This window comes from Gammaproteobacteria bacterium (genome assembly GCA_016199745.1).
Taxonomy (GTDB): domain Bacteria; phylum Pseudomonadota; class Gammaproteobacteria; order Acidiferrobacterales; family Sulfurifustaceae; genus JACQFZ01.
Genome location: JACQFZ010000014.1, coordinates 19,328 through 45,609 on the forward strand (window position 1 = coordinate 19,328; position 26,282 = coordinate 45,609).

Sequence of the window (26,282 nt, forward strand, 5' to 3'; positions counted from 1 at the left end):
TCTCCTATCCGCCGTTCAACACGTCGTTGAAATGCTGGATCAGCGCCATCCACACGACGCTCGACACCATCAGGTAAATCAACAAGCCCAACGCCGCCAACCGATACCACCGCGACACCGGCGCCAAGCGCTCGCCACGCGGCTCGCTGATGCGATATTGATAGGCCTGCAAAAACGCCGGCCGCTCCATCAGCGTCGCGTGGCCGGCGCCGAGAAATTGGATGAGCTTCTCGCGGTAACTCTTCAACACCGGCGCGTTGCGCTGACCGCGATACTCGCCTTTGAAGCCAAGTTGCAGCGCGATTAAAAATACCGCCGCCAGATCGTCGTTCAGCGGATTTTGCACACGCGACTTCAATAGCTCGTCGAGTTGTGCGAAAAAACGGCGGCCGGCGTTGCTGCTGCCGAACAAACCCTGCTCCAGCAACACCTGTTGCCAGGCATCGCGGCCGGGCCAGTCGACTTCGAGGATGAACAGCTCATCGGCCAGCGCCACCATCGCGTACTGGGCGCCGCCATAGACTTCGATCTCGGCCTCGGTGCCGCAGGTCTTCAGCATCCGCGCTTGCTGCTGCAATCGGCTTTTCAATCGTTGACTCACCGCCGCCGCCAGATCGTTACCGTTCGCCGCCACCGGTTCCTTGCCGTCGCCGAGATATAACGGCAACCGACCGTCGCGAATCGCGAGCTTGATGCGCGCAATCTCTTCGTAGACTTCGGCGAAGCAGACGAGCAACGAGGTCGCGACTTTCATCACGCTACCGCCCGCGCCGGCGCCGCCGGCCTTTTGTTGATTCGATTCGGCGTGTACAGCACGATCATCGCCGGCACCGTTAAGCTACTAGCGCCTTGAATGTGCAGCGCGCTGCCCGGCTGCATCACCGCCACCGATTTGTTGTCGTGCTCGATCGTCTGGTTGACGACCTCGAACAACACGCCGCCCGGCAAACCCATCGCCGTTACTTGCTCCGGCGGCAACGGCCGCACGCGCGCGCCGGGCAAGCGCCGCTGGCGCAACAACGGAATCGCCGCGGCGGTGCCGATGCACGCCTGACTCAACCACTGCGCCAACGCCTGCGGCGTTTGCCCCGGTTGCGGTTTGAGCTCGATGACGATGCGATCGACGCCGGCGTTCGCCGCCAGCATCAAACTAAAGAGGTCCTCGCGCACATGCTCGAACGCCGCGACTTCATACGCGGCGTTCAGCTTCGCCAACAGCGACGTCAGATAACGCAGCGCTTTGAAGAACGCCGGCGCCGCGTCGTCGTGACGATACGCATCGAGTAACAATGGCATCGGATCGGCGCCGACACCGGCCATGTGACCGACGATGTGGCCGAGCGCCACGTACACCTCGAACGGATGCGCCACACCCGAGCGCACCAACACTTCGAACGCCGGCAACGCCGTTACCAATTTGCTCACCACTTGCTGGTGATACGCATTGGCGATCGGCCGCGCCGGCGCGTTGTCGGTAACGCCGATCAACTCGCGCGCCTTCGCCCGTATTTGCGCGCCGAGCGCTTCCAGCCGCGTTTGCAAAGCGTTGTCGCCGACGAAGCGCGACGCGCTCAGCCGCAGCAGCGGTGGGTGATACTCGGTCAGATCGAAGTGGCCGCCGAGATTGCGCCGCACTTCGAGCAACGTCAGCGAGACGTACTTCGCCGGTACCTTGTCACCGCACAACAAACTCAGCCGCGGCCGCAGCCGGCACACCTCGACGTTACCGTCGCCGGTGTTTTCATCCTGTTCGATCTCGCCCTTGACCGAGTCGTAACGCTGAATTGAGCTGGCACTGCTGGCGGCGCCGTCGGCGCGCACCGGCACCACCAAGTGCACCTTGAGCGGCTTATCGGCGCGCAACGCCGGCTCGGCGGACACGTCGAGGCTCAAGTTGTCGGCTTGATCCGACGCCGGATACTGCACGACCAATCCATCCGGCATGACCGCGTGCAACGCCGTGATCTGCACCTTGCCGCCACGTACCGCCGTTTCGTCGATCTTGAAATCGAGCAGCCCCCAGTAGTGCGGCTGCAGTTGCGCCATCTGATGCCGCAGCAACACATGCCAATAAATATCGTTCTGCTGAAAGTGCTGCGGTGTCAGCAGCATCCCGTCGAACCACTGCAGAAGATCCGGAACCCGTGTGTCCTTATCCATGTGTCATGACCTCTTCGCCGGCACTGTTCAATTGCTCTCGCTAACCTTCACACCCTTCGCCTGCAACCGAATCGCCGCTCGCTTGAACGCCGTCAGGTCCAGCGGCGACTGCCCCGCTTCCGCTAAATAATTCGCGTACGCCAGCACTCGAATCGCGTCGCGCCGCCGGCCGCTGACTTTCATCGGCGCCACCGTGATCGACGGCGGCACTTGCAACGACATCGTCTCCAGTGCCTGCGGGTTGCCGCTCAGCAATGCTGCTTTGGTCTCGAACCACGCCGGTCCGGTCTTCGGTAATAGCGCGACGACGCTGTTGTCGTAGACGAACACCAGATCGAGCGCGGTGGCGCTGTTTTGATTGGCTTCGACTTCGGCGATCACTTGAATCTCGCGTAGTGCGGTCTTCGGTGGTGCTTTCGAAAAGACGCTGCAGGCGTCAAGCGCGAGTGCAGCCATCAGCAAAATCCACGGTCGAATCCAACGTCCCCTCATTCCCGCCCCACCGCTCTCGTCCCCTCTCCCCCGAAAGGGGGAGAGGGCTAGGGAGAGGGGAAATAGTCCGCCCCTCTCCCCAACCCCTCTCCCCCTTTCGGGGGAGAGGGGCTCGCTGTTCTTCGACGACTGTTTCGTCACAATCCTTAGGAGCACAGTTACGACCCTCACGAACACACCAACACCCTCGGCTGCATCAACGTCAGCGACAGGCCGATGCCGTTGATCATGTTCTGAATCGTCAGCGACAACATGTGCGTCGCCGGCGCGCATTCGAGGAACACCGTGAAACTGCCGATGATGGTGTGATCCGGACCGATGATCATTCCTGAGATCATTCCCATACCGGTCCCGGCCTCATCGCCGATCGATATCGGGCTGAAGCTGAACAAGTTCTCCGACATACCGCCGCCGATGATCACGCGGAATACCGGCGGAAACTTGGTGCACGAAAACGTCAGGTTCACTAACGGCAACGGAATCGGCCCGACCGGCGTGATGAGGTAGCACACGTCGGGAAAGCAAAGATTCAACACACCGAGATTGATGTTGAGAAACATGATTCACCCCATGCTGATCCGTTCGGCGTCAACCTTGATGTCCTGCTCGGCGGTGACGATCGCCTGTTGACTATGCATCCGCAGCAGCGTCTTCACCTGCAGCGCGTAGGTGCCGACGTGGGCGATGTGTTGCTTGATGTTCTCGATCAACGACTCGGTCACGGTCGTCAGCAGGTTGCGCGCGTTGACGCTGACGTCGCCGGTCACCGCGGTCAGCTCGACGTCGCGTAGCGATTGCAGACGAATCGCGTCGACCGCCTGTAGCGTGACGCTCGGCGCCACCACGTGGATCGCATCGGCGCCAGGCACTTGCAGCTGCGCCACCTGACCACTCGCACGCGTCAGCACCGAGAGCACGAACACCTCGCCGGTGACACCGCTCACCAACAACACTCGATCACCGGGCTGTGGCCGCACCAGGCACGACACCGCCGGCAGCGCGCGGCGACCGTCGGCGAGGCGCAGCACGCCGTCCGCGGATTCGTCGACGACATGGCCCTCGTCCAACCTCGGCGTTGACGAGTAAACATCCGTTTGGGCTTTTATTGCCGCACGCATGCAGGTATCTCCGATAAGAAGTTTTGTTCCGCCGCCAACAGCGCGACGTCCGTGGCCAGCGCCTGGTGTCGGTTCGCACCAACGAACGACACCTCGCGCAAATCGGTATTGTGAAAGTTGCAGCGCAATAGCTGGGCACCGTCCAAGTCGGCGCGTTCGACGACGGCGTGCGAGAAATCGGCGAAGCGCAGATCGGCGTCACGGAACGACATATCGAGGTGACGACTGTGGGCCCAAGCGGTCTTGCTGAGCTCGGCGCCGTCAAAGCGGCTGCCGCGCAGCGTCGCTTGCTGGAACACCGCGTTCTCCAACTGCGCGCCGGTGAAATCGGCGTCGACGATATCGGCCTGCAGGAACATGGCGCGCGGCGCCAGTATTCGCGGCAGGCGGGTGCCGTGAAATTTTGCGCCCAGGCAAATGGCATTCGTCAGATCGGCACCGCTGAGATCGGCGCCGGATAGATCGGCGTTGCGCAGCGTGCAGCGCCGCAACGCCATGCCGGCGAGGTTCTTGCCGCTAAGGTTGGCGTTGAGCAGCACCGCGGTGTCGGCTTGCAAGCCGTCGATCTGTACCTGGCGAAAATCGACGTCGTTGAACGCAACCTGTAACAACGTCGCCTGCCGCAAATCGACTTTGTCCCAGACGCAACCGGTCGCCGCCGTGCGCGTGAACGAGGCGCCGCGCATCTGTGCGCCGCTCAGGTTGCAGTCGGTCCAAGTCGTGAGTGCGACTTTTTGGTTGCACCAAACGCTATCGGCTAACTCACAGCGCACGAAGCTCAGGTGGCCGATGGTTTTGGCGGCAATGTTGGCGCCGGCCAGTTGGCAATCGACGAAGGTGGTCGCTTGCAGCGTGCAATCGGTAAAATCCATTTGCGTGAAATCGCAGCCGATGAAACTGACCTGCGTCAGATCACAACCGGCGAGCCGCGCGCCGACGAAGCGGCCGCGCTGAAACGTGGCACCGGTCAAGGCGACGCCGGTGAAATCGACACCGCCGAGATCGGCATCGACGATCGGCTGACCGCGGCGCAGGCGTCGTTGTAATTCGTCGCGCGCCATCATGCCGGTGCCTGCGCTTCGCCGAGCACGGCCTCGGAGAAATCGGCGCGCGTCAGCTTCGCCTGGCGCAACTCGGTGCCGCGGAAGTCGGCCTTGCGACAGATCGCGTGGAAAAAGTCGGCCGACTGCGCGTCGCAATTCGTCAGCACCGCCTGCATGAAAATCGAGCGCCACCAGGTCGCGTTCTGCAGCTTGGCGCCATCGAGCCGGCACAACCCGAAATCACACATCATGAAACGCCCGCCGGAGAAATCGGCGCCGCTCAGATCGGCGCCACGCCAGCCGCACTTCTCGGCGCGCATCTCGCGCAAATCGGCACCGACGAACGAAGCACCGCTGCCGGTCTGAACCGCCGTCAACCGCGCGCGACACCAGCGGCTGCCGTCGGCGTGGGCCTTCAACAACACCGTACGATTCAACTGCGCGTCGCTGAAATCGGCGGCGCGCAAATGCGCCCCGAGCAATATCGTTCGTTCGAAGCGCGCACGCACGAAGCGCGCACCATCGGCGACCGCCTCGACCAACAGCGCCAACGTCAGATCGGCGTCGTCGAACACCGCCGCCGTCAGCGACGCCTTGGTCGCCACGATCGATCGTAGGTTGGCCTTGGTGAAATCGGCACCGCGCCATTGCGCCTCCATCGCCAACGCGCCTTGCAAGCACGCCTCGCGAAACACCGCCGCCGTGGCGTCGGCGGTACAGAAATTGGCGTCCGTGAGATCGGCACCGGTGAAATCGGCACGCTCCACCTTGGCGCCGGTGAACACTGCGCCCCTCAGGTTGGCGCCGCGGAAATTGGCGCCGGTGAGATCGGCGCATTCGAACATGACTTCGCGCAGATCGGCGCCGGCGAAATCGATCCCGGCCAACGACGCGCCGGCCAGGTCGCGGCCCGCTAGGCACACGCCGGTGCGTTGCCACTCGCGGACCAATCGCCCGAGATGCGCCGCCGCTTCCAACGACAGCGGTTGCTTCGGCGCCAGCGGCGTCGGCGATGATCGCCGGCCCTGGCGTTGCAGCGCGGGTAGTTGCGCCAAGCCATCGAGCGCGCGCGCTTGATCGGCAGCGCTGACCTTGGCGCCGGCGGCGATCGCCTTGTCTAGACTGTGCCGCACGCGCTCGATCGCAGTAGTTCCCTCGCTCGCCAACCGAAGGGTTCCCTCCCCCTCAGGGGGAGGGATAGGGTGGGGGTGGGTTTGTGGTGTCGCGTCAAAACCCACCCCCACCCTCCCCCTGAGGGGGAGGGAGATAGAAGCAGAGGTCTTGGTATCACCGACAAGATCGTGCGCCACCGCCGACGCGCGCGCTTCAACAGCGTGGCGTTGCGCATCGACGGACAAGGTCTTCGTCGGTGTCGCCGGCGGTTGCGCCAACGCCTTCAGCTTGGCCTCGCCCTGCTGACGCGCGTGATCGGCCAGCTCCTTGGCCTTGGCACAAACCATGCTCAAGTCAACGTCGCCGCGCTGAATGCGGGCCGGCGTCAGCATCGGCAACGGCGGCGGCACGACCTTCGGTGGCTGGTAATCTTTCGGCGGTGCGACGTTGCTCTGCGCCCAAAATTCGGCGGTCGACTCGTCGAGCACCGCCTGACGCCGTGCCAACTCGTCGGCCTCCGCTTGCCGTTGTTGCGCGTCGATCGCGGCACGCTCCTCGGCGCTGACCATCGGCGTCAACGGCGCGTCGTTCAACGCGTGCAACGCCGCGACCGCGCGATCGGTGCGCAACTGCAGCACCTCGCGGTAATGCGCGAGTGGTCGCGCCGGATCGTGCGCGTGCTCATAGGCGATCATCACGCTCTCGACGTCGAGTGCGTCGCTGTCGTCGATGCCGGTCTGGCCGCGGTACATAGCGACGCCGAGCTCGGCGTCGGGAAAGAACCAGACCGTCTCCATGACCAATGCGATTTCTTCCGCGGCCGAGACCGGCGTGCCCTTGCGCTGCACGAACGCGCGCACGCGCATCGCCGGCAGCTTGCCTTCAATCACCGACTGTTGCGGATGCATCCCTTCGAGGCGATACGGCTCGCCGCCGGCGAAGTAGCCGTCGATCCGCTGATCCGGCGGCGCGGCGTTGAACAACGTCCATTGCACGTCTTCCGGTAACCCCGGCGCATCGTTCTGCAACCACTTCTTGTCGTAGGTCCCCGCCTGCGCCCGGCGCGACGGCGCGCGGATGTCGGTCGGGCCGAAGCCGGCGGGCAGGTACGACGCGCGATGCGAGCGCACCGGCACACCGGGATATTCGACATTCGGCATGCGGCCGCGGTTGTTACCGACCAACGCCGGCAACGGTCTCGCGGCGTGGCCTTGGCCGAGGGTGTTCTCGGCGTAGGCCGGTCCGCCGTAGGCGCGGTCGTAACCGATCGGCATGACAGTGAACGGTTGCGGCGGCGTGATGCGATGCAGCGGCATGAGTCCGTACAACCATTCGCGGTCGCCGAAGACGCGCAATCCTTTATCGATCGTCGCCACCGTCGCGCGCACCATCATCTCCGGCACCGGCTGCGCATTCGGCGCATACGCCTTCGCCGCCAACAGCACCTCGCCGCGACCCTTCGGCATAGCGAAGTCGAGCGGTTGATCCGCCGGCAACGCCTTTATCACCGCCGGCCAGTGATCTTGCTCGCGCAAGAACGACGTGACCGGTTGGCCAAGCCGGAAGAATCCGAGCGCAGTGACGACGAAGTGATGCCGCTGTTGGTAGCGGTACGGCTTGTGCAACAGGCCGAGGCTGAGGGGTTTGACGACTTTCATGCGGTGAGCCTCATGCCAACCGCCATGCTGTGCGGCGTCAGGCTACGCCCCCCTCCCCCCTTGCGGGGGAGGGGAAGGGGGAGAGGGGTAGTCTTAATATTTATTCGCATAATCTTCCCCCTCTCCCCGGCCCCCTCCCCCGCAAGGGGTGAGGGGAACGCCAACGGATGTCTGTTCATTGCGTCACGCTTCATAAAATCAATTTGATCTCCGGCAACGTAATCTCTGGCCCGGAGATGTTGAGCTTCAGTGTCAGCGGCTTCACCGACAACTCAGTGCTAACACCGACGATGTCGACGTTGTTCGCCATACCCTTGACCGAGATATTGGAGGTGACGCCGGCAACGGTAAGATCGGTGCTCGATCCCAGCACCGACGTGTTGGCGCTGACGCCAGTGACGTTCAGTGCCAGCGACGCACCGACGATACGGCTTTCGAGCGATGCGCCGGTCAAGCTGTCGCCGTTCTGCACGCCGATCACCGACTTGCTGTTGCTAACGCCGGTGTTGGTCTCGTCGCTGCTGACGCCGCAGGTGTTGCTGCGCGTGGCGACGGCGATGTCGCTGGTGCTCTTTTCCTCGCCGGTAACTTGGCTATAGCTTTCCGAATCGGCGTTGGTCACCGAGCTCGAATAGCGCTTGGCGTTATAAGTTTCGTAACTGCTGTTGGTACCGTTGACGGTGTTGTGGTTCTCGATCGCCCCTTGCGACACCGATTCGCTGTAGCGATCGCCGCCGAAGGTCTCGTAACTCTTACTGGGCCCAAGAACCGTGCTGTGATTCTCGCTGTCGGCGTGTACCGATTCGCTGTAGGTCTTGCCGTTGACGGTGTCGTAGTTCTTGCTGTCGCCGGTGATGGTGTTGTGATTTTCCGATTGGCCGATGGTGGATTCGTTGTAGCTGCGGCCGCTGACGGTGGAATAGTTGTCGCTGTTGCCGACGGTCGAGCGGTTGAGGCTGTAGTCGGTATGCTGGATGCTGGTGCTGTTGCCGATCTTCTGTTCGCTGTAGCTGTTATCGACCTCGTCGTAGCTCTTGCGCTCGGCAGCGTACGATTTGCTATAGGTCGAGCCGTACGATTCGCTCGTGCTCAAAATGCCGCTCTTTCCTTGCTCGGCAGTGTCGTAGCTATAGTGCGCGCCTTGCGAGTAGCTGGCGTCGCGGTACTGACCCGTGTCGTAGGCGCTATTGATGATGCTGACGGCGCTGTCGAGATTCGCCGCCGAATTCATACCAAAGCGCACGCTCTTGCCGTCGCCGTAGCTCGTCGAATAATTGCTGCCGACGTGGGTGTCGGCGGTCCAGCGTGACGGCGTCACGACGATTTGGCCGGCGGCCTCGACAATGTTTTGGATCTCCGGCAATTCCGATTCGTCGCCCGAGCGCGTCACCACTACCAACGCACCGATCTCCGGCGCCGATTGCATGTGCGGCGCGAGCTTGACCCACACCTTCGAATCCGGATCGCTGTCGTTGGAGAAATGCACGTAGATGCCGGTCAAGCTCGTTACCGCCGGATCGGCGTCGGCGTCGCTGGCGGTGTCGGGCTCCGGATCGAAATTATTTTTGGTGTAGTAGCGCCAGTCACTCGGCGCAACGCCGGAGCCGGTGCTGACGACTTTGGCCAGAATCGAGCCCTGATGGGTGTCGTGTATCGACGTAGGCGTGATCAAACCATTGGCCTCGGTGGCGACGAAGCGATTCTGATAAGTGCCGTCGAGCGCGACCTCGTGCTCGACCTCAGTCAGCACGAACCACTGATCGTTCAGGCTCGGCCGCACCGGAAACGCTGGCGCTGAGCCGGCGAATTTCTCGATCGCCCGAAACTTGTGACCGACGCGGAACTGGGCGCAGCGGCTGCTGCCGGTGAACTGGCTGGCGCCGTGGATCAGCGCATCGGCGGTCGCCTTGGTGTAGTCCTTAGCCAGCCAATCACTGCCGCCGTACTGATAAATCTTGTACAACCGAAACGTCGTCGAACCGGCTTCGCCATCACTGGCATAGAACGTTTGGTAATCGGCGACGGTGTCTTGCTCCCACGCCTCTTCTTGGCGAGTGTAGGCGCCGTCGACACCGCTATGCGTCAGCGTTTGCTCGTACTCGTACTGCGTGATGACGTCGTCTTCCTCGGCACCAAGCTCGTCGGCGCTCGCCTGCGTGTAACGCAGTGGCCGCGCGCGGTCACCGAACAAGACTTCGGGGTATTCGGCGCGGTTGCTGAACACCGGCGTGTGATCGGTGGCGCTGTGCGTGAAGTAATAAAAGATGTGCGCCTTGCCCATAAGGCGTTCGACGAATTCGTTGTCGGGCTCGCCGGCCTGTAACCAATCCTGCACGCGCGTCTCGGCAATGCCGCCGAGCTTGTTGAGCGCCGGTTGGATGCCGTGGAAACCGCAGACGCTGGCGATGACGTCGCGAATGTTCTGGCGCGAGTAGACGCTGTAGCGATTCGCGAGCGTCAACTTCCACAGCGCCGGCTTCATCGTCAGTCGATAGACGCCGGGCTCTTGCATGGCGAAGGTGGTAACGATGCCGTTGAAGAACGACAGCCCGACCGCCGCCTCGCCGGCGATGGCGGCGCGGAACCGGCGATAACTGCCGGGGCGATCGTCGACGTCGCTGAACGGGCGCTGGATGCCGACGGTGATGCGCCGGCCGATCAGATCGGAGAATTTGAGCGGCGGCTGGCGGCGCTCGCGATCGGCGGTGTTGCCGTGCAGCGTTAAATTGAATTCGAACGTGGTCGAGATCGATTCCTTACCCTGCAGACTCACCAACCGGAACGTCTCGTCGTCGACGATGTCGCCACTCGCCAGAAAAATCGCGCAGTGCAAGTAGGCCGACGGCTGCGTCGACTTACGGATGCGGGTGTGGCCGATGTCGTCATCAAGCAGCATCGGCGGTCTCCGCCGGCGGATCGTAGGCCGGTACGATGAAGGTCACGGTGCGGGTCGCGTCGGTGCGGCGTTGCGCGGTCCACGCGGTTTGTGTCAGACGCACGCCGAGCAGTGTCGGCGGCGGCAACGTTGCCGCGTCGACTTGTAACAACACGCGGCAGTCGACTTGGCGATCGGTCAAAAACCGTAGCAACGATACGAGCGATGCGTGCAGCGCACCGCTCGGCAATAATTCCAGGAAACGCTCGTACGGCAACGGTCCGATACGCACATCGATGCGCGCCGCCTGATCCCAGGCACGCTGACCGACGACGGCATCGCGCGCGAGTCGACTGTTGCGCCGGCCGAGATGCAGGCGGTTGTCCTCCGGAATCGTCTGCCAGGCGCCGCTGTATTGCGTCAACTCGATGGCGCAATCCAGAAAATGCGCAAGCACCTGCTTCAGTGCCGCCGCACTCTTGCGCCGGTTGGCGAGCAAACCGGCGACGCCGAGCAGCGACCGCCGCGGCAATGGTAATTGCGCGGCCAATCCCGGTGCCAAAAATCCCATCACCGCGGCCAGCCGATCGGCCAACGCTGTCTGCTCCGGCGGACGATTGCTCAACGCCGGATGCACGCGCTCCTTCGAGTGATAGCGCAGGACATTGACGCGGTGATTGAACAGATCGAGAAAGTCGGCGACCGCGGCGTCGCCGGCGGCGCGGCGCTCGAGCATCCACTCGGTGAGCGCCTCCGGCAATGGACCGAGATAACCGGCGACACCGTAGTTCGGCGTGGTCACGGTTGCCGGCGTTTCCGTATCCGTCGTGCTGCGCAGCGCGGTCACTTCGTTCGCCGGAAACACCAGCGACAACTCCGAACGAAACCGCACGCAACGCTCGAGCGCGACCGCCGGATCGGCGGCAATGCGCTCGCGCTGCAACAACCGCACGAGCTGAAAGAAATCGAAGCGCGCGTAGTCGCTACGCAGCTGCGCGCTTAGAGGACGATCTGATCGCCCGCTAATGGCGGCCATGTCTTGATCTCTCCCTTACGTTGTTGGCTCTCGAGCGTGAGTTGCGCGAATGTGTTCAGGTTCGCGTACAGCGCGAAAAAGCGGCGCAGCACTTCGCCGAACAACAGCAAGCTGCCGCCGGCGAAGCGCTCCTCGTCGAACAGAAGATGGATACCGATACCGCGGCAGAAGCCGCGCCAGTGTTGATCGCCGATGTGACGCACCACCGGCTGACTGCGTATGGCCAGCAGACTGTCGATCTGCTTGGCGCTCTTGCCGTTGCTGCGGCCGGTATGCAGCCGCAACATGCTCTTCAGTACGTCGAGGCTGTCGGCACGGCCGGTCAGCGACAGATGGTTTACGCTCAGCTGCGACACCAGCGCCCACGGTTGGGCGTTGAGCAGGCTCGGCGTCTGGTGCGACGTCGGTTTGTTGAGCAAGCGAATGGCGTTGACCGGACCCGGGCCTTCGAGATGCAGGCGCTCGCCGGCGCGCAGCTTCTCGGGCAAGCGGCGATTGGTACAGAGCGCGCGGCCGCCGATAGTTTCCTGCGGCGGCACGGCGACATCGAGATTGCTATCGAGGAACGCGATGTAGAGCTCGGTGCCGGGCACAGATTTCATCTGGCTCTCGACGCGACGGGTAGCGTAGAAGTAATCGTGGCGATCGATCTTGGCGTAGCTCTCCATCGCGAAATACGGCGCTACCGGCCGCGGACTGGCGTCGGGCTTCAGTGCCACCACCTGGTCGAGCTGATAGATCTCGCAGTACGAATGCGCCGTCTGGTCGGCGATCAGCCGGTATTCATACTGACGCTGATCGAGCCGCAACGGCTCTAGCGGTTGCGCGTACAGATTGACCAACGGCACGCAGTTCAAACGCAGCGCGCCGGCCGGCACGCGTACCGATTTGTCGGCGACGTCGAGCAGGAACAATAGATCGAACTCGGTGGTGGCGCCGCGGCAGTCGAGCCCCTGCGCTTCGAAGAACAAAAACTTTTCCGGGAATGCGAAGTATTCCTGCAACAACCGATACGCCGGCGGCGTCTCGGTCTTGATCGGCAACATCGCTTCGTCATCGCCGAAGCCGAGCCAATGCAGCGCTTCGGCCGGCAGCCGTCGCGGCGTCGGATCGTTCGGCACCAGCACTGCCATACCGACCAAGTGCGCCGCCAGCAGATCGTACAAGCGGTAAGCCTCGTGATCGTCGCCGTGCAGATAGAACCGCAGCGATTTGATCGGCAGATCTTGAATCGGCTCGGTGCTCATGGCGCCGATGCGCACGCGTAACACCGAAAAAACATCGCGCGCGCCGGTGAGGAAATCGTATTGATTAGTCGGCACCAAACCGGCGTCACGCACCGTCAACGGCCACAACGGCGTGTCGTAACAATTGCGCATGCGGCACGACACGCGCCGGCCGCTGTCGTTGCTGGCCATGGCGAAGGCGGTGCGTTCGCGCGCCAAGGTCCAGCCGTTGGCAAAGTTGGCGCCGTCGGATTTGACGTCGACTTGCGCAATCGCCATCGATGGCAGCGGCGCTGTGAGATGTGGATAGAGTTGCTGCAGCAGCGCGTTCGGAATGGTCGCCTGCTCGGCATCTTGCTCATGTTGCAAGCGGCCGACAAGGAACGCGAACGATTGCAGCAGCAACTCGACATGCGGATCGGCGCATTTTCCGCGACTCAATGCCAGCTCTTGGGCAATGGCGGGATAATCGTGCGCGAACGTCGCTGCTTCGTCGCGCAGGTGCCGCAACTCTTGCTCGAAATAATATTTGAGGCTGCCCGGTTTACCGGCGCCAGCGCTGCTCATGCTGCCCTCGGCGTTTTCGGCGCGTCATCGTCTTCGATCAACGGGAAGCGCACTTCTTCCGGACCGTCGGCGGTGTCGAGCTTGGCGGTGATGACAACGCGGAACGGCGCCATGGAGTTGCCAGCGTCGACGATCTCGACCGTTGGCTGCTGCAGTCGCGGCTCGTAGTGCTCGATCAAGCGGCGGATGCGCGCGGCGTAATTTTCCAGCGCCGGCTGATCAGCACCACCGAGCTCGGCGACGCTCGGCAAACCGCAGCTCAGCACGTTCGGCTCATCGTCGAGCTCGCCGATCGCGCGGTTCGCCAACAGCCGCTGCACGTTTTCGCGCACGGCACGCTTGATGTCGAAGGCGGTGCTGCCGGTGAGGCCGGAATCGGGTTGCACGAGTCGCTCGAACAAGTACTTCATGATCACTCCGTGACGCGTACCACGACGTACCTCCCTCCCCCTCAGGGGGGTGAGGCGAGGGTTTCGCGAATGTCCGGTGGACATTCGCGCCGCCGAACGGGCGCAAGTGGTTTTCTTGCGCACCGGGCGGGAACACCCGGGGTGGGGGTGGGTTTGGCGGTTGCGGAGGAAAAACCCACCCCCCTCCTGTCCTCCCCCCTGAAGGGGGAGGAACGCGATATCTGATCTCGGGGGTAACCCCGTTAATCCGTGAACGCCCCAATCACGCGATTGCGCGCCAAGCTCCAGCCTGACGACTTGATACCGGCACGACTCGTATCCGCGTTCTGCACCGTGTACTCCCAAAGAATCTCGGTGAAGTTGAGCTTGAACTGCTCGGTCGGCATATCGTCCGGGTGCGATTGAAACTGCACCTCACTGATGATCGCGTCGCGCAACGAAAACGTAATGATATTCGCGGTCTTGTCGCCGGAGTTACGCAGGATATAAATGCGCGTCGGTTGGTCCTTGCCCTTGCCGAGCGGCTCGGCGCGCAGGCAGTACTCGTAGAACTTCACCGAGGTCTTGTCGACATACTTCACACACGTGAACTCGGTGATGATCGGCCGGCCGGAGGTGCGTGCCGAGTTGCTGACGTCGGTCGTCACCTGCTGCTTCATGCCTTGATGCATCGACACCAACTCGATGCACATGCCGAACGTCTCCGCCACCTTGTCGTCGAGCCCGTACTCGGCGCCGCCCGGCCCTTTGTCGATCAAGCTGCCGCCGGTGGCCCAACTGTTGGTGTCGCCGTCGCCGAAGATGGTGGTGTTACCAGGTTGGAGCAATATCAAATCCATGAGAGTGTCCTCGAGTTTCCTGTCCGTTATCCCGGGATGTCGGCGACCAAACGAATCGACGTCGTCAGCTCTTCGAGCTGGAAGTGCGGCCGCAAGAACACCACCGCGCGATACGCACCCGGTTTTCCGGGAACCTCGGTGACGTTGATCAGAGCCGCGCGCAACGGATACGCCGCCTTTACGTCTTGCGTGGCGTTGTCGTCGAGCAACACGTACTGCGCGATCCAACTGTTTAAGAACTGCTCGATGTTGGTCCGCGTCAGGAACGTGCCGACCTTCTCGCGCATGATCACCTTGATGTAATGTGCGAAACGCGAGGCGGCGAGCACGTATGGCAACATCGCCGAGATCTGCGCGTTGCTGTTGGCGGCGTCGGAAATGTACTTCTTCGGCTGATTGGTGGTCTGGCCGCCGAAGAACGCCGCCTTGTTGGTGCCCTTGCAGTGACAGATGGCCATGAAGCCGAGATCGTTCAACTCCTTCTCACGCCGGTCGGTGATCGCGATCTGCGTCGGACAGACGATCTCGATGTCGCCGTCGTTGGTCTTGAACTTGTACGTCGGCAAGCCCTCGACCAAACCGCCGCCCTCGACGCCGCGGATCGCCGCGGTCCAGCCGTAGAGCGAGAACGCGTTAGTCACACGCTGCGCGAGAATGAACGCCGAGTTACCCCAGAGGAACTTGGAGGCGTCGCGACCGTTCGCTTCTTCGACGAAGTCGATGCCTTCGACCGTGACCGTGTTCGGGCCGTACGGTAGCCGCAACAACACCCGCGGCAGCGTCAACGTGACGTATCGCGAGTCTTCGCTCTGGCGGAACGAGCGCCAACCGTCGAGCTCGGCGCTTTCGAAGATCTTCGTCAGATCGCGCGGACGCGTGAGCTTTTCGAAGGTGTCGATGTCGAACAGCCGGGCGTACGCCGACGAGATGAACGGCGCGTGCGCGGCCGCGGCGATCTCGGCCATCTTGTACAACAGCTCGATATCTTCCGGATGCCGGCCGAAATCGTAGTCGCCGACCAGCATGCTGTACGGATCGCCGCCGTAGGTGCCGTACTCGGCCTCGTAGATCAGCTTGAAGATTGTGCTCTGATCGAACTCGACCGCTTTCTGCAGATCCTTCAGCAGCTCGCGCTTGGCGACGTTCATGATGCGCAGCTTCAGCAGCTTGCCGGTCTCGGAGCGCATGACCAGATAATGCAGGCCACGCCAGGTCGCTTCCATCTTCTGGAAGTTCGGCGCGTGCATGATCAGGTTAAGCTGCTTGCCCAGTGCCTCGTCGATCTCGGCGACGCGCAACACCATCAAGTTGCCGGCGCCTTTGTCGGTGCCGTCGGTAATCGGCACGACGATCTCGGTGACGAACTGGCCGATGAGATTGAGCACGTGCTCGCGTTGATTCTCGTCGAGCAGCATGTACTCCTTCGTCAGCAGCTTCTCGACCGTACCGGCGGGCGTAACCTTGACCCACTCTTCCGGCTTGGTCGGATCGAACGCCGCCTTGAGCTCGTCGCGCAGCTTTTTACCTTCATCGCCCGGTGCGACCATGTCGTCGAGCAACCGCGCCAGTGCATCCGAGGTCTCGGTCTTGGTGTGCATGTCGCGCACACGACTGCGGGCGGTGTACAGCGCCTGCATTGCCGCGACTTTCTTCACGACCTCGAGCGGACCGAACTGATCCATCGATGAGAACGACAGCGCACCCGTGAGATTGCCGCTACCACCGGGCAGCACGTTGGCGATGTCGGAGAGCTTGACGGTCGGCAACGCCGACGCCATGACCGCGTCGAAGTTGTCGCGATCGATCTCGACCATCTTGCGGTCTTTGACCGGCGGCAACTCCGCCAACGGCTCGCCTGACAGATCGGCGAAAATGCCGACGATGAACGGCAGCTCGCGTTTCTCGATGGCGCCGCCGGTTTCGACGTCATACGTGATCTTGACGCGCGGCGGCCGGATTCGCGTCAGTTTTTCTTGAATGCTGCCTTGCATACGTTTTCCCTCTCTCGTTCAGAATTTGTCATACGGCATCGGTGAAAGCGGAAACGTCCGACCTATACCCGCGCCTTCACCCCTCTTACGCCCGGCGGTACATCACCCTGCCGCCGGCTAACTGAAACTTGACCACCTGACCGTTCGCTTCCAAGTAATCCAACGCCTGCTGCGTCAATTCGATCGACTCGTTGTAACGCTGCCGCGCCAACCACCACTTCGCCACGCCCTCGACGGTTTCTGCCGCGTTCGGACGCACGTCCAGATAACGCTGAATCACTTCTGCCGCTTCGACCACACCGCTTTGTTCGATCACGCTCACGCTGGTTTTCCTCCGTCCACCTTGCTCGAATCGGTTGTTCGAGTAAGCGTCGATACGCCTTTGAGCAATCGCTGTGCCAACAGAAAAAAATAGTCGCGGTCGTTGATTTTCGCGAGCACTGCGTGGCGATAAAAATTTTTATGGGGCGTTAGTGCCCCACCAAAAAAATTGGCAACACAATTTTCTTGCGATGGCGTACACAACAACCGGATGGGGCATGTCTGCCCCGTGGGGCAAACGCAGCAATTAAAATTCAATGCAAGGTGGGCAACGCTTTGTTGCCCACGCGAATTAGCAGACAAACGGAAACGCGTGGGCAGCAAAGCGCTGCCCACGCTACATTTTTCTAAAAATTATTTTTCGAGATGTTGCGGAGTGTCGTAGCGCAGACGGTCGATGCCGTGCTTTTTCAACAAACGCCGAAACGCGCGGCGTTCTTTGCCGGCGCGGCGCGCGGCGAGCGAGACGTTGCCGTAGGCGGCCTGCATCGCTTTGTGCAAATAACTTCGCTCGAATTCCTGCAACGCACGATTTTTTTCGTCGCGAAACGCGCGCGGCGTGCCTTCATCCTGCAGCGGCGGCTGCAACGACGCGTACGGTACCGGATCGCCCTTCACCTGCGGCGCACAAATAATCGGACCCTTACAGAGCACGAACAACCGATACAAATAATTTTCCAACTCGCGCACATTGCCGGGCCAGGCGTATTGCTTCATCCACTGCAAGGTCAGCGGATGCAACCGCTTCAGCGGCGCGCCGTAGCGCTGGCTGAGCTTTTGCAGAAAGTGCTCGGCCAGCACCGCCACGTCGTGATCGCGAAACCGCAGCGGCGGTAACTCAAGATCGAGCAAGTGGACACGGTAATACAAGTCCTCGCGGAATTGACCTTGCGCGATCAGCGTTTCCAAATTTTTGTTGGTAGCGGCGATGACGCGTACGTCGCTGCGATACACGGTTTCGGCACCGAGCGGCCGGTATTCCTGCTCTTGCAAAAAACGCAGTAACGCCGCTTGGCCTTTGGGCGAGAGGCAGTCGACTTCGTCCAGGAACAGCACGCCGCCCTTGGCCTGCGCCACGAGTCCGCGATGCGAGCGCTTGGCATCGGTGAACGCGCCGCGTTCGTAACCGAATAATTCGGCTAACAACAATTCGTCATTGAGCGCACCGCAGTTGACCGGCACGAATGGTTGATCGCGCCGTGGGCTGCTGTAATGAATCGCACGCGCCACCAATTCTTTGCCGGTGCCGGTTTCGCCTTTGATGAGCACCGGCGCGTCATAGCCGGCGACGGTGTGCATGATGCGGATGAGTTGTTTGATTTGCGGCGAGCGGCCGATGAGATTCGCGCACACTTCGGGCGGCGAATCGTCGTCGAGCGACGGAAATTCTAGGCTCTGTAACAATACCGCCTCTGCATACGGCGCGACCAGCACATTGGCACAGCGCTGCAACAATTCCGGGCAGTCGAGCACCGCCGAATCATGCGTAATGAGCAAATCGAATACATCGGTGTCATCACCGATAAGACGCAGCGTCGTCTCGGCGGTCTGGCCGCCGCCGATCAACAGCACGCGCGCGCCGATATCGACATCCTGCACCGGCGGCGGGATCAATTTATAAGACGCACGCGCGCACACCTGTTGCAAGGCGGCGATCTCGGAATCACCGGCGTTGGCCACCAGCAATATCGAGCGAACCTCTCTCCGTTGCGTCTCGCCCACCACCACCCCTCATTCCCTTGTTTGAATAACGGGAATTAAGTCGGACCTATTCCTTCTGCCCGACCGCTCGCGTCACTCTGCCTCTAACACGTTAAAAAGACACAACTGCAACACGGCCCAAAAAAACGACGCACACAAACCCACCTCCGTGCCAAAAGAGGGCACAGAATCACTGCGAGGACGTAATAATGGCGCTAATGGCGTCAACGACGAGAGTCGTCGACAGTAACGCAAAGCTGGTCGCCCGTCCTTGTGCTTAGTGTTGCCGCCGGGTGCGGATACTTCCCTGTACGTCGAGCACTGCTCCATCGAATCATTGGAGTCGTTGTTGAAATATAGGATCTCTAACGATTCCGTCAACGACCGTTCATTCCGAACGTATCGGCTTGTTTGAAAAAATACTTAGCGAAATTTTTTGCGCACACTAAAAAATGATCGAACGATCAATGCGCTTTTTAGCGCGGCCTGCGGAGATTTAAGGATGTCATCGCGGGACACACTGCCGGCAATACCGCCGGTGGGCCAACGATCGCATATAAATAATAATTAAATTTGAGGAACGAACTAGCTAAAGCGGGATACTTGTACTACCCCTACACCGTCGCGGATTGTGCTGTTGTTCTTCATTGAATTCAGGCCTCCCCGGGTAGTGTATCGGCGCTGCACTGCACCGCTGTTGTCCCGGCCGCTAAGGCTTTGCCATCAGAACACGGACGCTGACGACAACAAATGTAAATCTGATTTGCGCTGAGAACCGGCGGACGAGTGGCGTTACTTAAATCCGTGCCGGCGCACGGTCAGCAAGGTCCATAAAAAGCTACCGAAATCGGTAACGGCAAATACCAGCGCCAACGGTCCCGGCACGATCCCTAGATACCAAAGCAGCGCCATTACCGGCGGCACCAACGGCCGATCGAGCAACGACGCGAACACGAAGCCGTCGGCGTTCAAACGGCCGCTAACGACGTACAACATGCCCAAGCCACCCACCAACACACCGACCAAACGAAAATAATTGGCGCCCTGCTCGGTCAACGCCGGCAAATACAACACGGTCGCGACGAAATGCGGCAGAAATAACATCAGCGTCGCCTCCACCAGGATCAACCAACCAAAAATTTCAATAGTCTTAGCGGCGCGACCTTGATCCTTTGCGTTCAACAAACGACAAAACATTTCTTGAAAAGACGACGCACTCATGCTCCACCCTCCTCAATGCATAACGCGGTCGAACGAAGCCGGACCGGTCGGCTATAATCGCTGGCTCATTGATTCGCTTTCACCGTTCTCGCATTTTTCCAATCGGCACTCGTGGCAATCGCACTCAATCCTCCGCAAACCGAAGCGGTCCGTTACGTCGACGGGCCACTTCTTGTTTTGGCCGGCGCCGGCAGTGGTAAAACCGGCGTCATCACCCACAAGATCGTGCACTTGGTCGGCAAATGCGGCTACAAGCCGAGCCATGTCGCCGCCATTACCTTCACCAACAAAGCCGCGCGCGAGATGCAAGAGCGCATTTCGTCGATGGCATCGGGCAAAGCGCTGCAGGGCCTGACGATCTCGACGTTCCATTCGCTCGGCGTGAAGATCCTGCGCGCCGAATCGGCGGCGTTGCGGCTCAAACCGCGCTTCTCGATCCTCGATTCGGACGACGCCTTCGCCATTCTTTCGCAGATTATCGGCACGGTCGACAAACAAACGGTACGCCGAGCGCAATGGCAGATATCGTCGTGGAAAAACGCGCTGGTCGGCGCCGATACCGCCGAAAGCCTGGCGACCGACGATACCCAGGTGGCGGCGGCACGTGCTTACCGCAACTACGACGACACCTTGCGCGCTTACCAAGCGGTCGACTTCGACGATTTGATTTTGCTGCCGGTGCGCTTGTTCGCCGACAACCTGGAAGCGCTCACGCGCTGGCGCGACAAGTTGCGCTACTTTTTGGTCGACGAATACCAAGACACCAACGGCGCGCAATATCGATTGCTGCGTCAGCTGTGCGGCGACATCGGCCGCTTCACCGCGGTCGGCGACGATGACCAGGCGATTTACGCTTGGCGCGGCGCCAACGTCGAAAACTTGCAGACGCTGCAAACCGACTACCCGACGCTCAAAGTCATCAAGCTCGAACAGAATTACCGTTCGACCGGGCGCATTCTCAAAGTGGCGAACACGCTAATCGCTAATAACCCGAAGCTGTTCGAGAAGCGGCTGTGGTCCGATCTAGGCTACGGCGACCCGATTCAGGTGACCGCCATGGCCGACGAAGAGCGCGAAGCGGAGAGCGTCGTCATGCGCATCGGCGCGCACAAGCTGCAAAGCCGCACGAAGTATTCGGACTACGCCATTCTCTACCGCGGCAACCACCAGGCGCGCGTGTTCGAGCAGTTTTTACGCGCCCAGCGCATTCCCTATCGTCTTTCCGGCGGGCAATCGTTCTTCGATCGCGCCGAGGTCAAAGACATCGTCGCTTATCTGCGGCTCATCGCCAACGCCGACGACGATCCGGCATTCGTGCGCGCCGTCACCACGCCGCGGCGCGGTGTCGGTGCACAGACACTGGAAGCGCTCGGCAGTTACGCCGGCGAGCGCCAACTTAGTATGTTCGCCGCCGTCTACGAGATGGGGTTGACGCTGCGCTTGAAGCCGCAACAACTGACACCGCTGCAGACCTTCTGCGACTTCATCAACAACATGGCCGTGCGCGCCGACGGCGAGCCGGCCGGCGCCGTGCTGAACGATCTGTTGAAGGCGATCGATTACCAGATGCATCTCACCGACAGCCTCGAGCCACGCGATGCCGAGACCCGCTGGGAGAACGTGCAGCGCTTCGTCAACTGGATATCGACCCGCGCCGAAGCCGACGAGAAAACGCTGCTGGAAATGACGCAGACCGTGGCGCTGATGAATATGCTCGAAGGCAAGGACGAAGGCAGCGACGCGGTTCAGCTCAGCACGATCCACGCCGCCAAAGGCCTCGAATTTCCGGTCGTCTTTTTAGTCGGCACCGAGGAAGAGATTCTGCCGCATCGCGAGTCGGCCGAGACCGGCAAGGTCGACGAAGAGCGGCGGCTGATGTACGTCGCCATCACCCGCGCCAAGAAACAATTGTTCATCAGCTATTGCTCGAAGCGGCGTCGCGGCAAAGATTGGCACCGCTGCCAGCCGAGCCGCTTCATCGACGAGATGGGGCGCGACAATTTGCAAATCAGCGGCGAGAAGCGCGACCCCGAAGCGAGCCGCGCGGAAGGCAACGCCAGCTTGGCAGCATTGAGGGCGCTATTGTCGACGAAAGAAACGCCGGCCGAAAATCCGGCGACGCAAGTGGCGAGCGAGGACGACGCCGCTTAATCGTCGTCGTCGACCACCGGCTTCGGCGACAACTCGCCCGGCGGTCGACCGAAATGTTCCTTGAACGCGGCAATGAACGCCGACGTCGAACTGTAGCCGACTTCCAACGCGACCACGGTGATACGGACCCCGCCGGCGATTCGTTCGAGCGCGCTGTGCAGGCGTAACCGCTGGCGCCACTCGCGAAAGCCCATTCCGGTTTCTTTGATGAACAGACGTGCGAGCGTGCGCGTCGATGCGCCGGCGGTGTCGGCCCACTCGTCGAGGCCACGCGGATCGGCCGGTTCGGCCAACAACACGTCGCAAATGTGCCGCAGTCTCGAATCGACTGGCATCGGTAAGTGCACATCGGTTTCAGTAAGCGCGGCGATCTCATCGAGCAACGTCGCGATCAGCCGCCCGTCACGCCCGCGCTCTTCATATTCCACCGGCAACAACGTCGCGGCGCTGATCAGCTCGCGTACCAACGCCGTCACCTCGACCACACGACAGCGCGTGCCGGCGACGCCGGCCACGGTCGGATCGATATACAAACTGCGAAAACTCGCTTTACCGAAGGTAGCGACATCGTGCGGCATCCCGGTCGGAATCCACACCGCGTACTTCGGCAACACCGCGAAACTGCCGGTCGGTAAGCGCACGCGTAACGTGCCCGAGCTGGCATATAAAAATTGCACCCAATCGTGCTGATGGGTGGTGAAGTGTGTGCCAGCCGCCAATGTTTGTGCGCGCACGTATACCGGACGCGGCAGGCGCTCCAGCATTGGCGGGTGCATCGGCACATAAGGTTGTCTGGTTGGCGACATCGTCTGGCGAATCGGCGAAATTCGACGGTAGATTAGCACGGGTATTCTTAGACTCTTCCTACACTATCCGGAGAACCCCCATGCCATTGGTAACCATCACTGTCCGTAAACCGAAATCGGCCGACTTCAAAGCGGCGGTCTTCAGCGCCGTGCACAACGCGCTCGTGCTGTCCGGTGTACCGCAGCAGGACCAATTTCACCGCGTACTCGAGCTCGAGCCGGAGAATTTCCGCTTCGATCCGCGCTATCCGGATGCCACGGCCGACCGCACCGACGACTTCGTCCTGATCGAAATTCTTTTTTCCGTCGGCCGTAGCGTTAAGGTCAAAAAGAAAATTTTACAGGACATTCTTTCCGGGCTCGCCCGTGCACCGGCACTAAACCCTGAAAACGTCATGATTTATTTCAGCGAAACAGCATGGGAAAACTGGTCATTTGCCGGCGGCCGACTGATGCACGTGTAAGATCGCCGACAAGCACGACTATATTACTAACCGCGTATTCTCGATCGCGAATCTTTCGATCTCTTACCAAAATTTAAAGCGTCGGCGGACGTTGCCCGAAAAATGTGTTAAATGAACATAGCTAATCGCTACGAGGAGCTGTTCCTATGTTTGCACGTCTCGCCGCCGTCACCACCATCGGTCTTATCGCCGGCACGGCGTTCGCCGCACCCGAAACTTACACGATCGATTCGCAACACACGTTTCCCAGTTTCGAAATCAACCATTTCGGCTTTTCCACGCAGCGCGGCCGTTTCAACAGCACCAGCGGCCGCCTTACGCTCGACCGCGAGGCGAAAAAAGCCGCGGCCGAAATCACCATCGATACCGCGTCGATCGACACCGGCCTGGCTGATCTCGAAGCGCATTTGCGCAAACCGGATTTCTTCGATGTCGAAAAATACCCGACGATCACGTTCAAATCGACCGGTGCGCACTTCAACGGCGATAGGTTGACCGGGCTCGATGGTCAATTGACAATGCACGGCCAGACCAAACCGGTAGCGCTTGCCATTAATAAGCTGCGCTGCGGTCCGCATCCGAAATCGAAAAAGACGGTATGCGGCGCCGAAGCATCGGCAACCTTGAAGCGTTCCGACTTCGGCATCTCCTACGGTGTGCCGATGGTGGGCGACAAGGTAAAGCTATTAATCCAAGTCGAAGCACAGAAGGATTGAGGCGCAATGATCTTTCGCACGCTCGTCTCGGTAGGGGAATTGACGACTTATAGTAATGAGGGATCGTGGCGCATCTTCGATTGCCGCCACGATCTTGCGCAGCCCGACGCCGGCGAGCAGCTTTATCGCGCCGCGCATATCGCCAATGCCCAGTTCCTGCATTTGGACCGTGACCTCTCCGGGCCGAAGACTGGCGACAACGGTCGCCATCCCCTGCCCGATCCAGCCGTATTAGCGACAACCTTAGGCCGCTGCGGCGTAACGAACGATACTCAAGTCGTCGCTTACGACAATCATGGCAGTATGTTCGCGGCGCGGCTTTGGTGGTTGTTACGTTGGTTAGGACACAGCAAGGTTGCCGTGCTCGACGGCGGCTTGTCGGCCTGGCAACACGCCGGTCATGCCGTCACGCAAGCGATACCCTCGGTGCAACCGACGGTCTTCACTTGGAAACTGAGCGAGCCGACGGTCGACGCGGAATATGTGCGGGCACATCTGCAACAACCCGACATGCTACTACTCGACGCACGCGCCCCCGATCGCTTCCGCGGCGAGAACGAAACCCTCGATCCGGTCGGCGGCCATATTCCCGGCGCCGGCAATCGTTTTTTCAAAAACAACTTAACCACGGAGGGTCACTTCAAACCGGCCGCGCAACTGCGCCAAGAATTCGATGCGCTGTTGGGTGATCACCCTGCTCACACCCTCGTCAATCAATGCGGTTCGGGCGTCACCGCTTGTCATAACTTATTGGCCTTGGAAATCGCCGGGCTACAGGGAGCACGGCTTTATCCCGGCTCATGGAGTGAATGGTGCAGCGATCCACGGCGACCGATAGCGACACGATAACAATTGACACATCGTCAATCCGCTCTATTCCAAATCAGTTCTATCACCATAATAAAAATTGATTTCGTCGGCGCTCAAATCTTTGTCATAGTTCGCCGATACAGTTGCAGTCGGTTTCACATGTGCGAAAGAAATCCGCAATAAATCTGCAAAGTGCAGACCGTATCTTGCGCGAACCTGAGCAATGGATTGACCCAGCGTTTGGCGCGGTACTGCAAACGCACCAGCGCTTGAAGTAAAGACAAGATCGACGGACCGGGAATTGTCCGTCGGTTTTATATTGGCCACCGATATTGACGGGCCTGTGTTGTTTTTTATCGACCGGAGCGCGTTTTTCGCCAAGGAGGAAATTCGACATGGAGGTCGCGGCTGCCAACCGAAGAAATTCTGATTAATCACTTTTACTAAGGAGAAGTTCATGAACAAGAAGTTATTGACTGTAGCGATCGGCACCGCACTCTATGCTGCCGGTTCTTCTGCCTATGCACTCGAGGCGAAGTTATCGGGACAGGTTAACCGGGCGTTGATGTGGGCCGATGACAGCGCCACCACCGAACTGCACAACGTCGACAACGCCATCAGCAGCACCCGTTTCCGTTTCACCGGCAGCGACGACATCACTCCGAGCCTAAAGGCCGGCGTTAATTTGGAATGGGAATATCTTTCCAATTCGTCCAAATCAGTCACGCAAGCCAACAAGTACGCCGACTCGACGTTGAAAGAGCGCATTATCGAAGCGTACTTCAGCAACGACGACCTCGGCCGCCTTAGTATCGGCCAGGGCTCGGGCGCGGCCGACGGCGGTACGGAAGTCGATCTTTCCGGTACTAACGTCGTGCAATGGGCCGGCGTCGCCGATCTCGGCGGTTCATTAGTTTTCTATACCACTGCCGGCGTTGCCACCACCATCAAGATCAACGACACCATTAACCAGCAGGACTTCAAAAGCCGTTACGACCGCCTGCGCTATGACTCACCGGCGTTCGGTCCGATCAAATTCGCGATCAGTACCGGTGACGCCAACAACACCGCCACTGGCGCAACCAGCGACACGATCAACGAAGCCGCGGTGAGCTTGAACACGGATTTAGGCGCCGGCGGTATGCTCGCCAGCACCATCGGTTACGCCAAAGAGGATACCAACTCGGCCCGCGGACAGGAAAAAACCGTCGGCGGCTCGATCTCTTGGTTGGCACCGTTCGGTCTGAATCTCACCTACTCCCACTCGAACGTGCAAGACGAAGCGACACCGACAAAGAAGGACTCCACCTTCAATTACGTCAAGGTCGGCTATAAGTTCGGCGATCATGCGATTGCTGTCGACTACGGCAAGGGCGAGGATTTCTTGCTCGCCGAAGACGAGTCGACGGTGTATGGCCTCGGTTACGTCTACAACGCCACCAAGTGGGCGGAGCTGTATGCCGGCGCCAAGATCCACAGCTTCGATCGGCCGGACACCGAATATGAAGACATCAAGATCGTTACCGTCGGTACCCGCCTGAAGTTCTAGTTGTCCTGACACCAT

General features: G+C 60.5%; 23 protein-coding genes. 5 read left to right on the forward strand and 18 right to left on the reverse strand.

Annotation, left to right across the window (positions count from 1 at the left end):
• Positions 1 to 4: 4 nt before the first annotated feature.
• The 16 genes from HY308_02930 to HY308_03005 all read right to left on the reverse strand — a co-directional run bounded on the left by HY308_02930 (position 5) and on the right by HY308_03005 (position 19,771).
• Entirely contained in the window at positions 5 to 754 is a 750-nt protein-coding gene (locus HY308_02930; GenBank protein ID MBI3897232.1) for a DotU family type IV/VI secretion system protein, read from the reverse strand.
• On the reverse strand, positions 754 to 2,160 hold the full coding sequence (locus tag HY308_02935; protein ID MBI3897233.1) for a type VI secretion system baseplate subunit TssK: 1,407 nt from the start codon (positions 2,158 to 2,160) through the stop codon (positions 754 to 756). Before HY308_02935 ends, HY308_02930 begins: the two co-directional genes overlap by 1 nt.
• Before the next feature lie 27 nt (positions 2,161 to 2,187).
• Complete coding sequence (locus HY308_02940; GenBank protein ID MBI3897234.1) at positions 2,188 to 2,652, reverse strand: hypothetical protein; 465 nt, start codon at positions 2,650 to 2,652, stop codon at positions 2,188 to 2,190.
• Positions 2,653 to 2,819: 167 nt separating this feature from the next.
• Positions 2,820 to 3,212, reverse strand: coding sequence for a DUF4150 domain-containing protein (locus tag HY308_02945; GenBank protein ID MBI3897235.1), 393 nt, complete (start codon positions 3,210 to 3,212; stop codon positions 2,820 to 2,822).
• Between the two features lie 3 nt (positions 3,213 to 3,215).
• Positions 3,216 to 3,770 (reverse strand): DUF3540 domain-containing protein, encoded by a 555-nt coding sequence (locus HY308_02950; protein ID MBI3897236.1) that lies wholly within the window; start codon positions 3,768 to 3,770, stop codon positions 3,216 to 3,218.
• The gene (locus tag HY308_02955) at positions 3,755 to 4,834 is read right to left on the reverse strand and encodes a pentapeptide repeat-containing protein (protein ID MBI3897237.1); all 1,080 of its coding nucleotides are present in this window, start codon (positions 4,832 to 4,834) and stop codon (positions 3,755 to 3,757) included. Before HY308_02955 ends, HY308_02950 begins: the two co-directional genes overlap by 16 nt.
• Positions 4,831 to 7,584: a pentapeptide repeat-containing protein gene (locus HY308_02960; GenBank protein MBI3897238.1), complete on the reverse strand. Its 2,754-nt coding sequence runs from the start codon at positions 7,582 to 7,584 to the stop codon at positions 4,831 to 4,833. Before HY308_02960 ends, HY308_02955 begins: the two co-directional genes overlap by 4 nt.
• Positions 7,585 to 7,774: 190 nt before the next feature.
• On the reverse strand, positions 7,775 to 10,480 hold the full coding sequence (locus HY308_02965) for a hypothetical protein (GenBank protein ID MBI3897239.1): 2,706 nt from the start codon (positions 10,478 to 10,480) through the stop codon (positions 7,775 to 7,777).
• Complete coding sequence (gene tssG, locus HY308_02970; protein ID MBI3897240.1) at positions 10,470 to 11,495, reverse strand: type VI secretion system baseplate subunit TssG; 1,026 nt, start codon at positions 11,493 to 11,495, stop codon at positions 10,470 to 10,472. Before tssG ends, HY308_02965 begins: the two co-directional genes overlap by 11 nt.
• Positions 11,459 to 13,288: a type VI secretion system baseplate subunit TssF gene (tssF, locus tag HY308_02975; GenBank protein MBI3897241.1), complete on the reverse strand. Its 1,830-nt coding sequence runs from the start codon at positions 13,286 to 13,288 to the stop codon at positions 11,459 to 11,461. Before tssF ends, tssG begins: the two co-directional genes overlap by 37 nt.
• Positions 13,285 to 13,698 (reverse strand): type VI secretion system baseplate subunit TssE, encoded by a 414-nt coding sequence (gene tssE, locus HY308_02980; GenBank protein ID MBI3897242.1) that lies wholly within the window; start codon positions 13,696 to 13,698, stop codon positions 13,285 to 13,287. Before tssE ends, tssF begins: the two co-directional genes overlap by 4 nt.
• A 242-nt stretch (positions 13,699 to 13,940) precedes the next feature.
• Complete coding sequence (locus HY308_02985; protein ID MBI3897243.1) at positions 13,941 to 14,537, reverse strand: type VI secretion system tube protein Hcp; 597 nt, start codon at positions 14,535 to 14,537, stop codon at positions 13,941 to 13,943.
• A 26-nt stretch (positions 14,538 to 14,563) separates the two neighbouring features.
• A complete protein-coding gene (gene tssC / locus HY308_02990) occupies positions 14,564 to 16,528 on the reverse strand; it encodes a type VI secretion system contractile sheath large subunit (protein ID MBI3897244.1) in 1,965 nt (654 codons plus the stop codon).
• Between the two features lie 85 nt (positions 16,529 to 16,613).
• Positions 16,614 to 16,850 (reverse strand): hypothetical protein, encoded by a 237-nt coding sequence (locus tag HY308_02995; GenBank protein MBI3897245.1) that lies wholly within the window; start codon positions 16,848 to 16,850, stop codon positions 16,614 to 16,616.
• Between the two features lie 353 nt (positions 16,851 to 17,203).
• Positions 17,204 to 18,148: a sigma-54-dependent Fis family transcriptional regulator gene (locus tag HY308_03000; GenBank protein ID MBI3897246.1), complete on the reverse strand. Its 945-nt coding sequence runs from the start codon at positions 18,146 to 18,148 to the stop codon at positions 17,204 to 17,206.
• A gap of 1,194 nt (positions 18,149 to 19,342) precedes the next feature.
• On the reverse strand, positions 19,343 to 19,771 hold the full coding sequence (locus HY308_03005; GenBank protein ID MBI3897247.1) for a hypothetical protein: 429 nt from the start codon (positions 19,769 to 19,771) through the stop codon (positions 19,343 to 19,345).
• Between the two features lie 111 nt (positions 19,772 to 19,882).
• On the opposite strand from HY308_03005, the gene HY308_03010 reads away from it, so the two are divergent.
• The gene (locus HY308_03010) at positions 19,883 to 21,922 is read left to right on the forward strand and encodes a UvrD-helicase domain-containing protein (protein ID MBI3897248.1); all 2,040 of its coding nucleotides are present in this window, start codon (positions 19,883 to 19,885) and stop codon (positions 21,920 to 21,922) included.
• Here the strand turns inward: HY308_03010 and HY308_03015 are convergent.
• Positions 21,919 to 22,698, reverse strand: a complete 780-nt coding sequence (locus tag HY308_03015) for a helix-turn-helix transcriptional regulator (protein ID MBI3897249.1) — start codon at positions 22,696 to 22,698, stop codon at positions 21,919 to 21,921. The genes HY308_03010 and HY308_03015 overlap by 4 nt on opposite strands.
• 110 nt (positions 22,699 to 22,808) lie before the next feature.
• On the opposite strand from HY308_03015, the gene HY308_03020 reads away from it, so the two are divergent.
• From HY308_03020 to HY308_03030, 3 genes are all read left to right on the forward strand, one after another.
• Complete coding sequence (locus tag HY308_03020; protein ID MBI3897250.1) at positions 22,809 to 23,192, forward strand: tautomerase family protein; 384 nt, start codon at positions 22,809 to 22,811, stop codon at positions 23,190 to 23,192.
• A gap of 146 nt (positions 23,193 to 23,338) precedes the next feature.
• On the forward strand, positions 23,339 to 23,908 hold the full coding sequence (locus HY308_03025; protein ID MBI3897251.1) for a polyisoprenoid-binding protein: 570 nt from the start codon (positions 23,339 to 23,341) through the stop codon (positions 23,906 to 23,908).
• Positions 23,909 to 23,914: 6 nt separating this feature from the next.
• Entirely contained in the window at positions 23,915 to 24,757 is an 843-nt protein-coding gene (locus HY308_03030; protein ID MBI3897252.1) for a sulfurtransferase, read from the forward strand.
• Positions 24,758 to 24,781: 24 nt separating this feature from the next.
• On the opposite strand, the gene HY308_03035 is transcribed toward HY308_03030, so the two are convergent.
• The gene (locus tag HY308_03035; protein ID MBI3897253.1) at positions 24,782 to 25,099 is read right to left on the reverse strand and encodes a hypothetical protein; all 318 of its coding nucleotides are present in this window, start codon (positions 25,097 to 25,099) and stop codon (positions 24,782 to 24,784) included.
• Positions 25,100 to 25,175: 76 nt separating this feature from the next.
• Between HY308_03035 and HY308_03040 the strand changes: the two genes are divergently transcribed.
• Positions 25,176 to 26,267: a porin gene (locus HY308_03040; protein ID MBI3897254.1), complete on the forward strand. Its 1,092-nt coding sequence runs from the start codon at positions 25,176 to 25,178 to the stop codon at positions 26,265 to 26,267.
• Positions 26,268 to 26,282 lie beyond the last annotated feature (15 nt).

Coding starts and splice junctions, on each gene's coding strand:
- HY308_03040 (MBI3897254.1), top strand. CDS start 25,176: ATGAACAAGAAGTTATTGACTGTAGCGATCGGCACCGCACTCTATGCT.
- HY308_03000 (MBI3897246.1), bottom strand. CDS start 18,148: ATGCACACCGTCGCCGGCTATGACGCGCCGGTGCTCATCAAAGGCGAA.
- tssE (MBI3897242.1), bottom strand. CDS start 13,698: ATGAAGTACTTGTTCGAGCGACTCGTGCAACCCGATTCCGGCCTCACC.
- HY308_03005 (MBI3897247.1), bottom strand. CDS start 19,771: ATGAGTGCGTCGTCTTTTCAAGAAATGTTTTGTCGTTTGTTGAACGCA.
- HY308_02960 (MBI3897238.1), bottom strand. CDS start 7,584: ATGAAAGTCGTCAAACCCCTCAGCCTCGGCCTGTTGCACAAGCCGTAC.
- HY308_02985 (MBI3897243.1), bottom strand. CDS start 14,537: ATGGATTTGATATTGCTCCAACCTGGTAACACCACCATCTTCGGCGAC.
- HY308_02945 (MBI3897235.1), bottom strand. CDS start 3,212: ATGTTTCTCAACATCAATCTCGGTGTGTTGAATCTTTGCTTTCCCGAC.
- HY308_02940 (MBI3897234.1), bottom strand. CDS start 2,652: ATGAGGGGACGTTGGATTCGACCGTGGATTTTGCTGATGGCTGCACTC.
- tssF (MBI3897241.1), bottom strand. CDS start 13,288: ATGAGCAGCGCTGGCGCCGGTAAACCGGGCAGCCTCAAATATTATTTC.
- HY308_03020 (MBI3897250.1), top strand. CDS start 22,809: ATGCCATTGGTAACCATCACTGTCCGTAAACCGAAATCGGCCGACTTC.
- HY308_02930 (MBI3897232.1), bottom strand. CDS start 754: ATGAAAGTCGCGACCTCGTTGCTCGTCTGCTTCGCCGAAGTCTACGAA.
- HY308_02965 (MBI3897239.1), bottom strand. CDS start 10,480: ATGCTGCTTGATGACGACATCGGCCACACCCGCATCCGTAAGTCGACG.
- HY308_03025 (MBI3897251.1), top strand. CDS start 23,339: ATGTTTGCACGTCTCGCCGCCGTCACCACCATCGGTCTTATCGCCGGC.
- tssC (MBI3897244.1), bottom strand. CDS start 16,528: ATGCAAGGCAGCATTCAAGAAAAACTGACGCGAATCCGGCCGCCGCGC.
- HY308_02935 (MBI3897233.1), bottom strand. CDS start 2,160: ATGGATAAGGACACACGGGTTCCGGATCTTCTGCAGTGGTTCGACGGG.
- tssG (MBI3897240.1), bottom strand. CDS start 11,495: ATGGCCGCCATTAGCGGGCGATCAGATCGTCCTCTAAGCGCGCAGCTG.
- HY308_02955 (MBI3897237.1), bottom strand. CDS start 4,834: ATGATGGCGCGCGACGAATTACAACGACGCCTGCGCCGCGGTCAGCCG.
- HY308_03015 (MBI3897249.1), bottom strand. CDS start 22,698: ATGCACCCGCCAATGCTGGAGCGCCTGCCGCGTCCGGTATACGTGCGC.
- HY308_03030 (MBI3897252.1), top strand. CDS start 23,915: ATGATCTTTCGCACGCTCGTCTCGGTAGGGGAATTGACGACTTATAGT.
- HY308_02950 (MBI3897236.1), bottom strand. CDS start 3,770: ATGCGTGCGGCAATAAAAGCCCAAACGGATGTTTACTCGTCAACGCCG.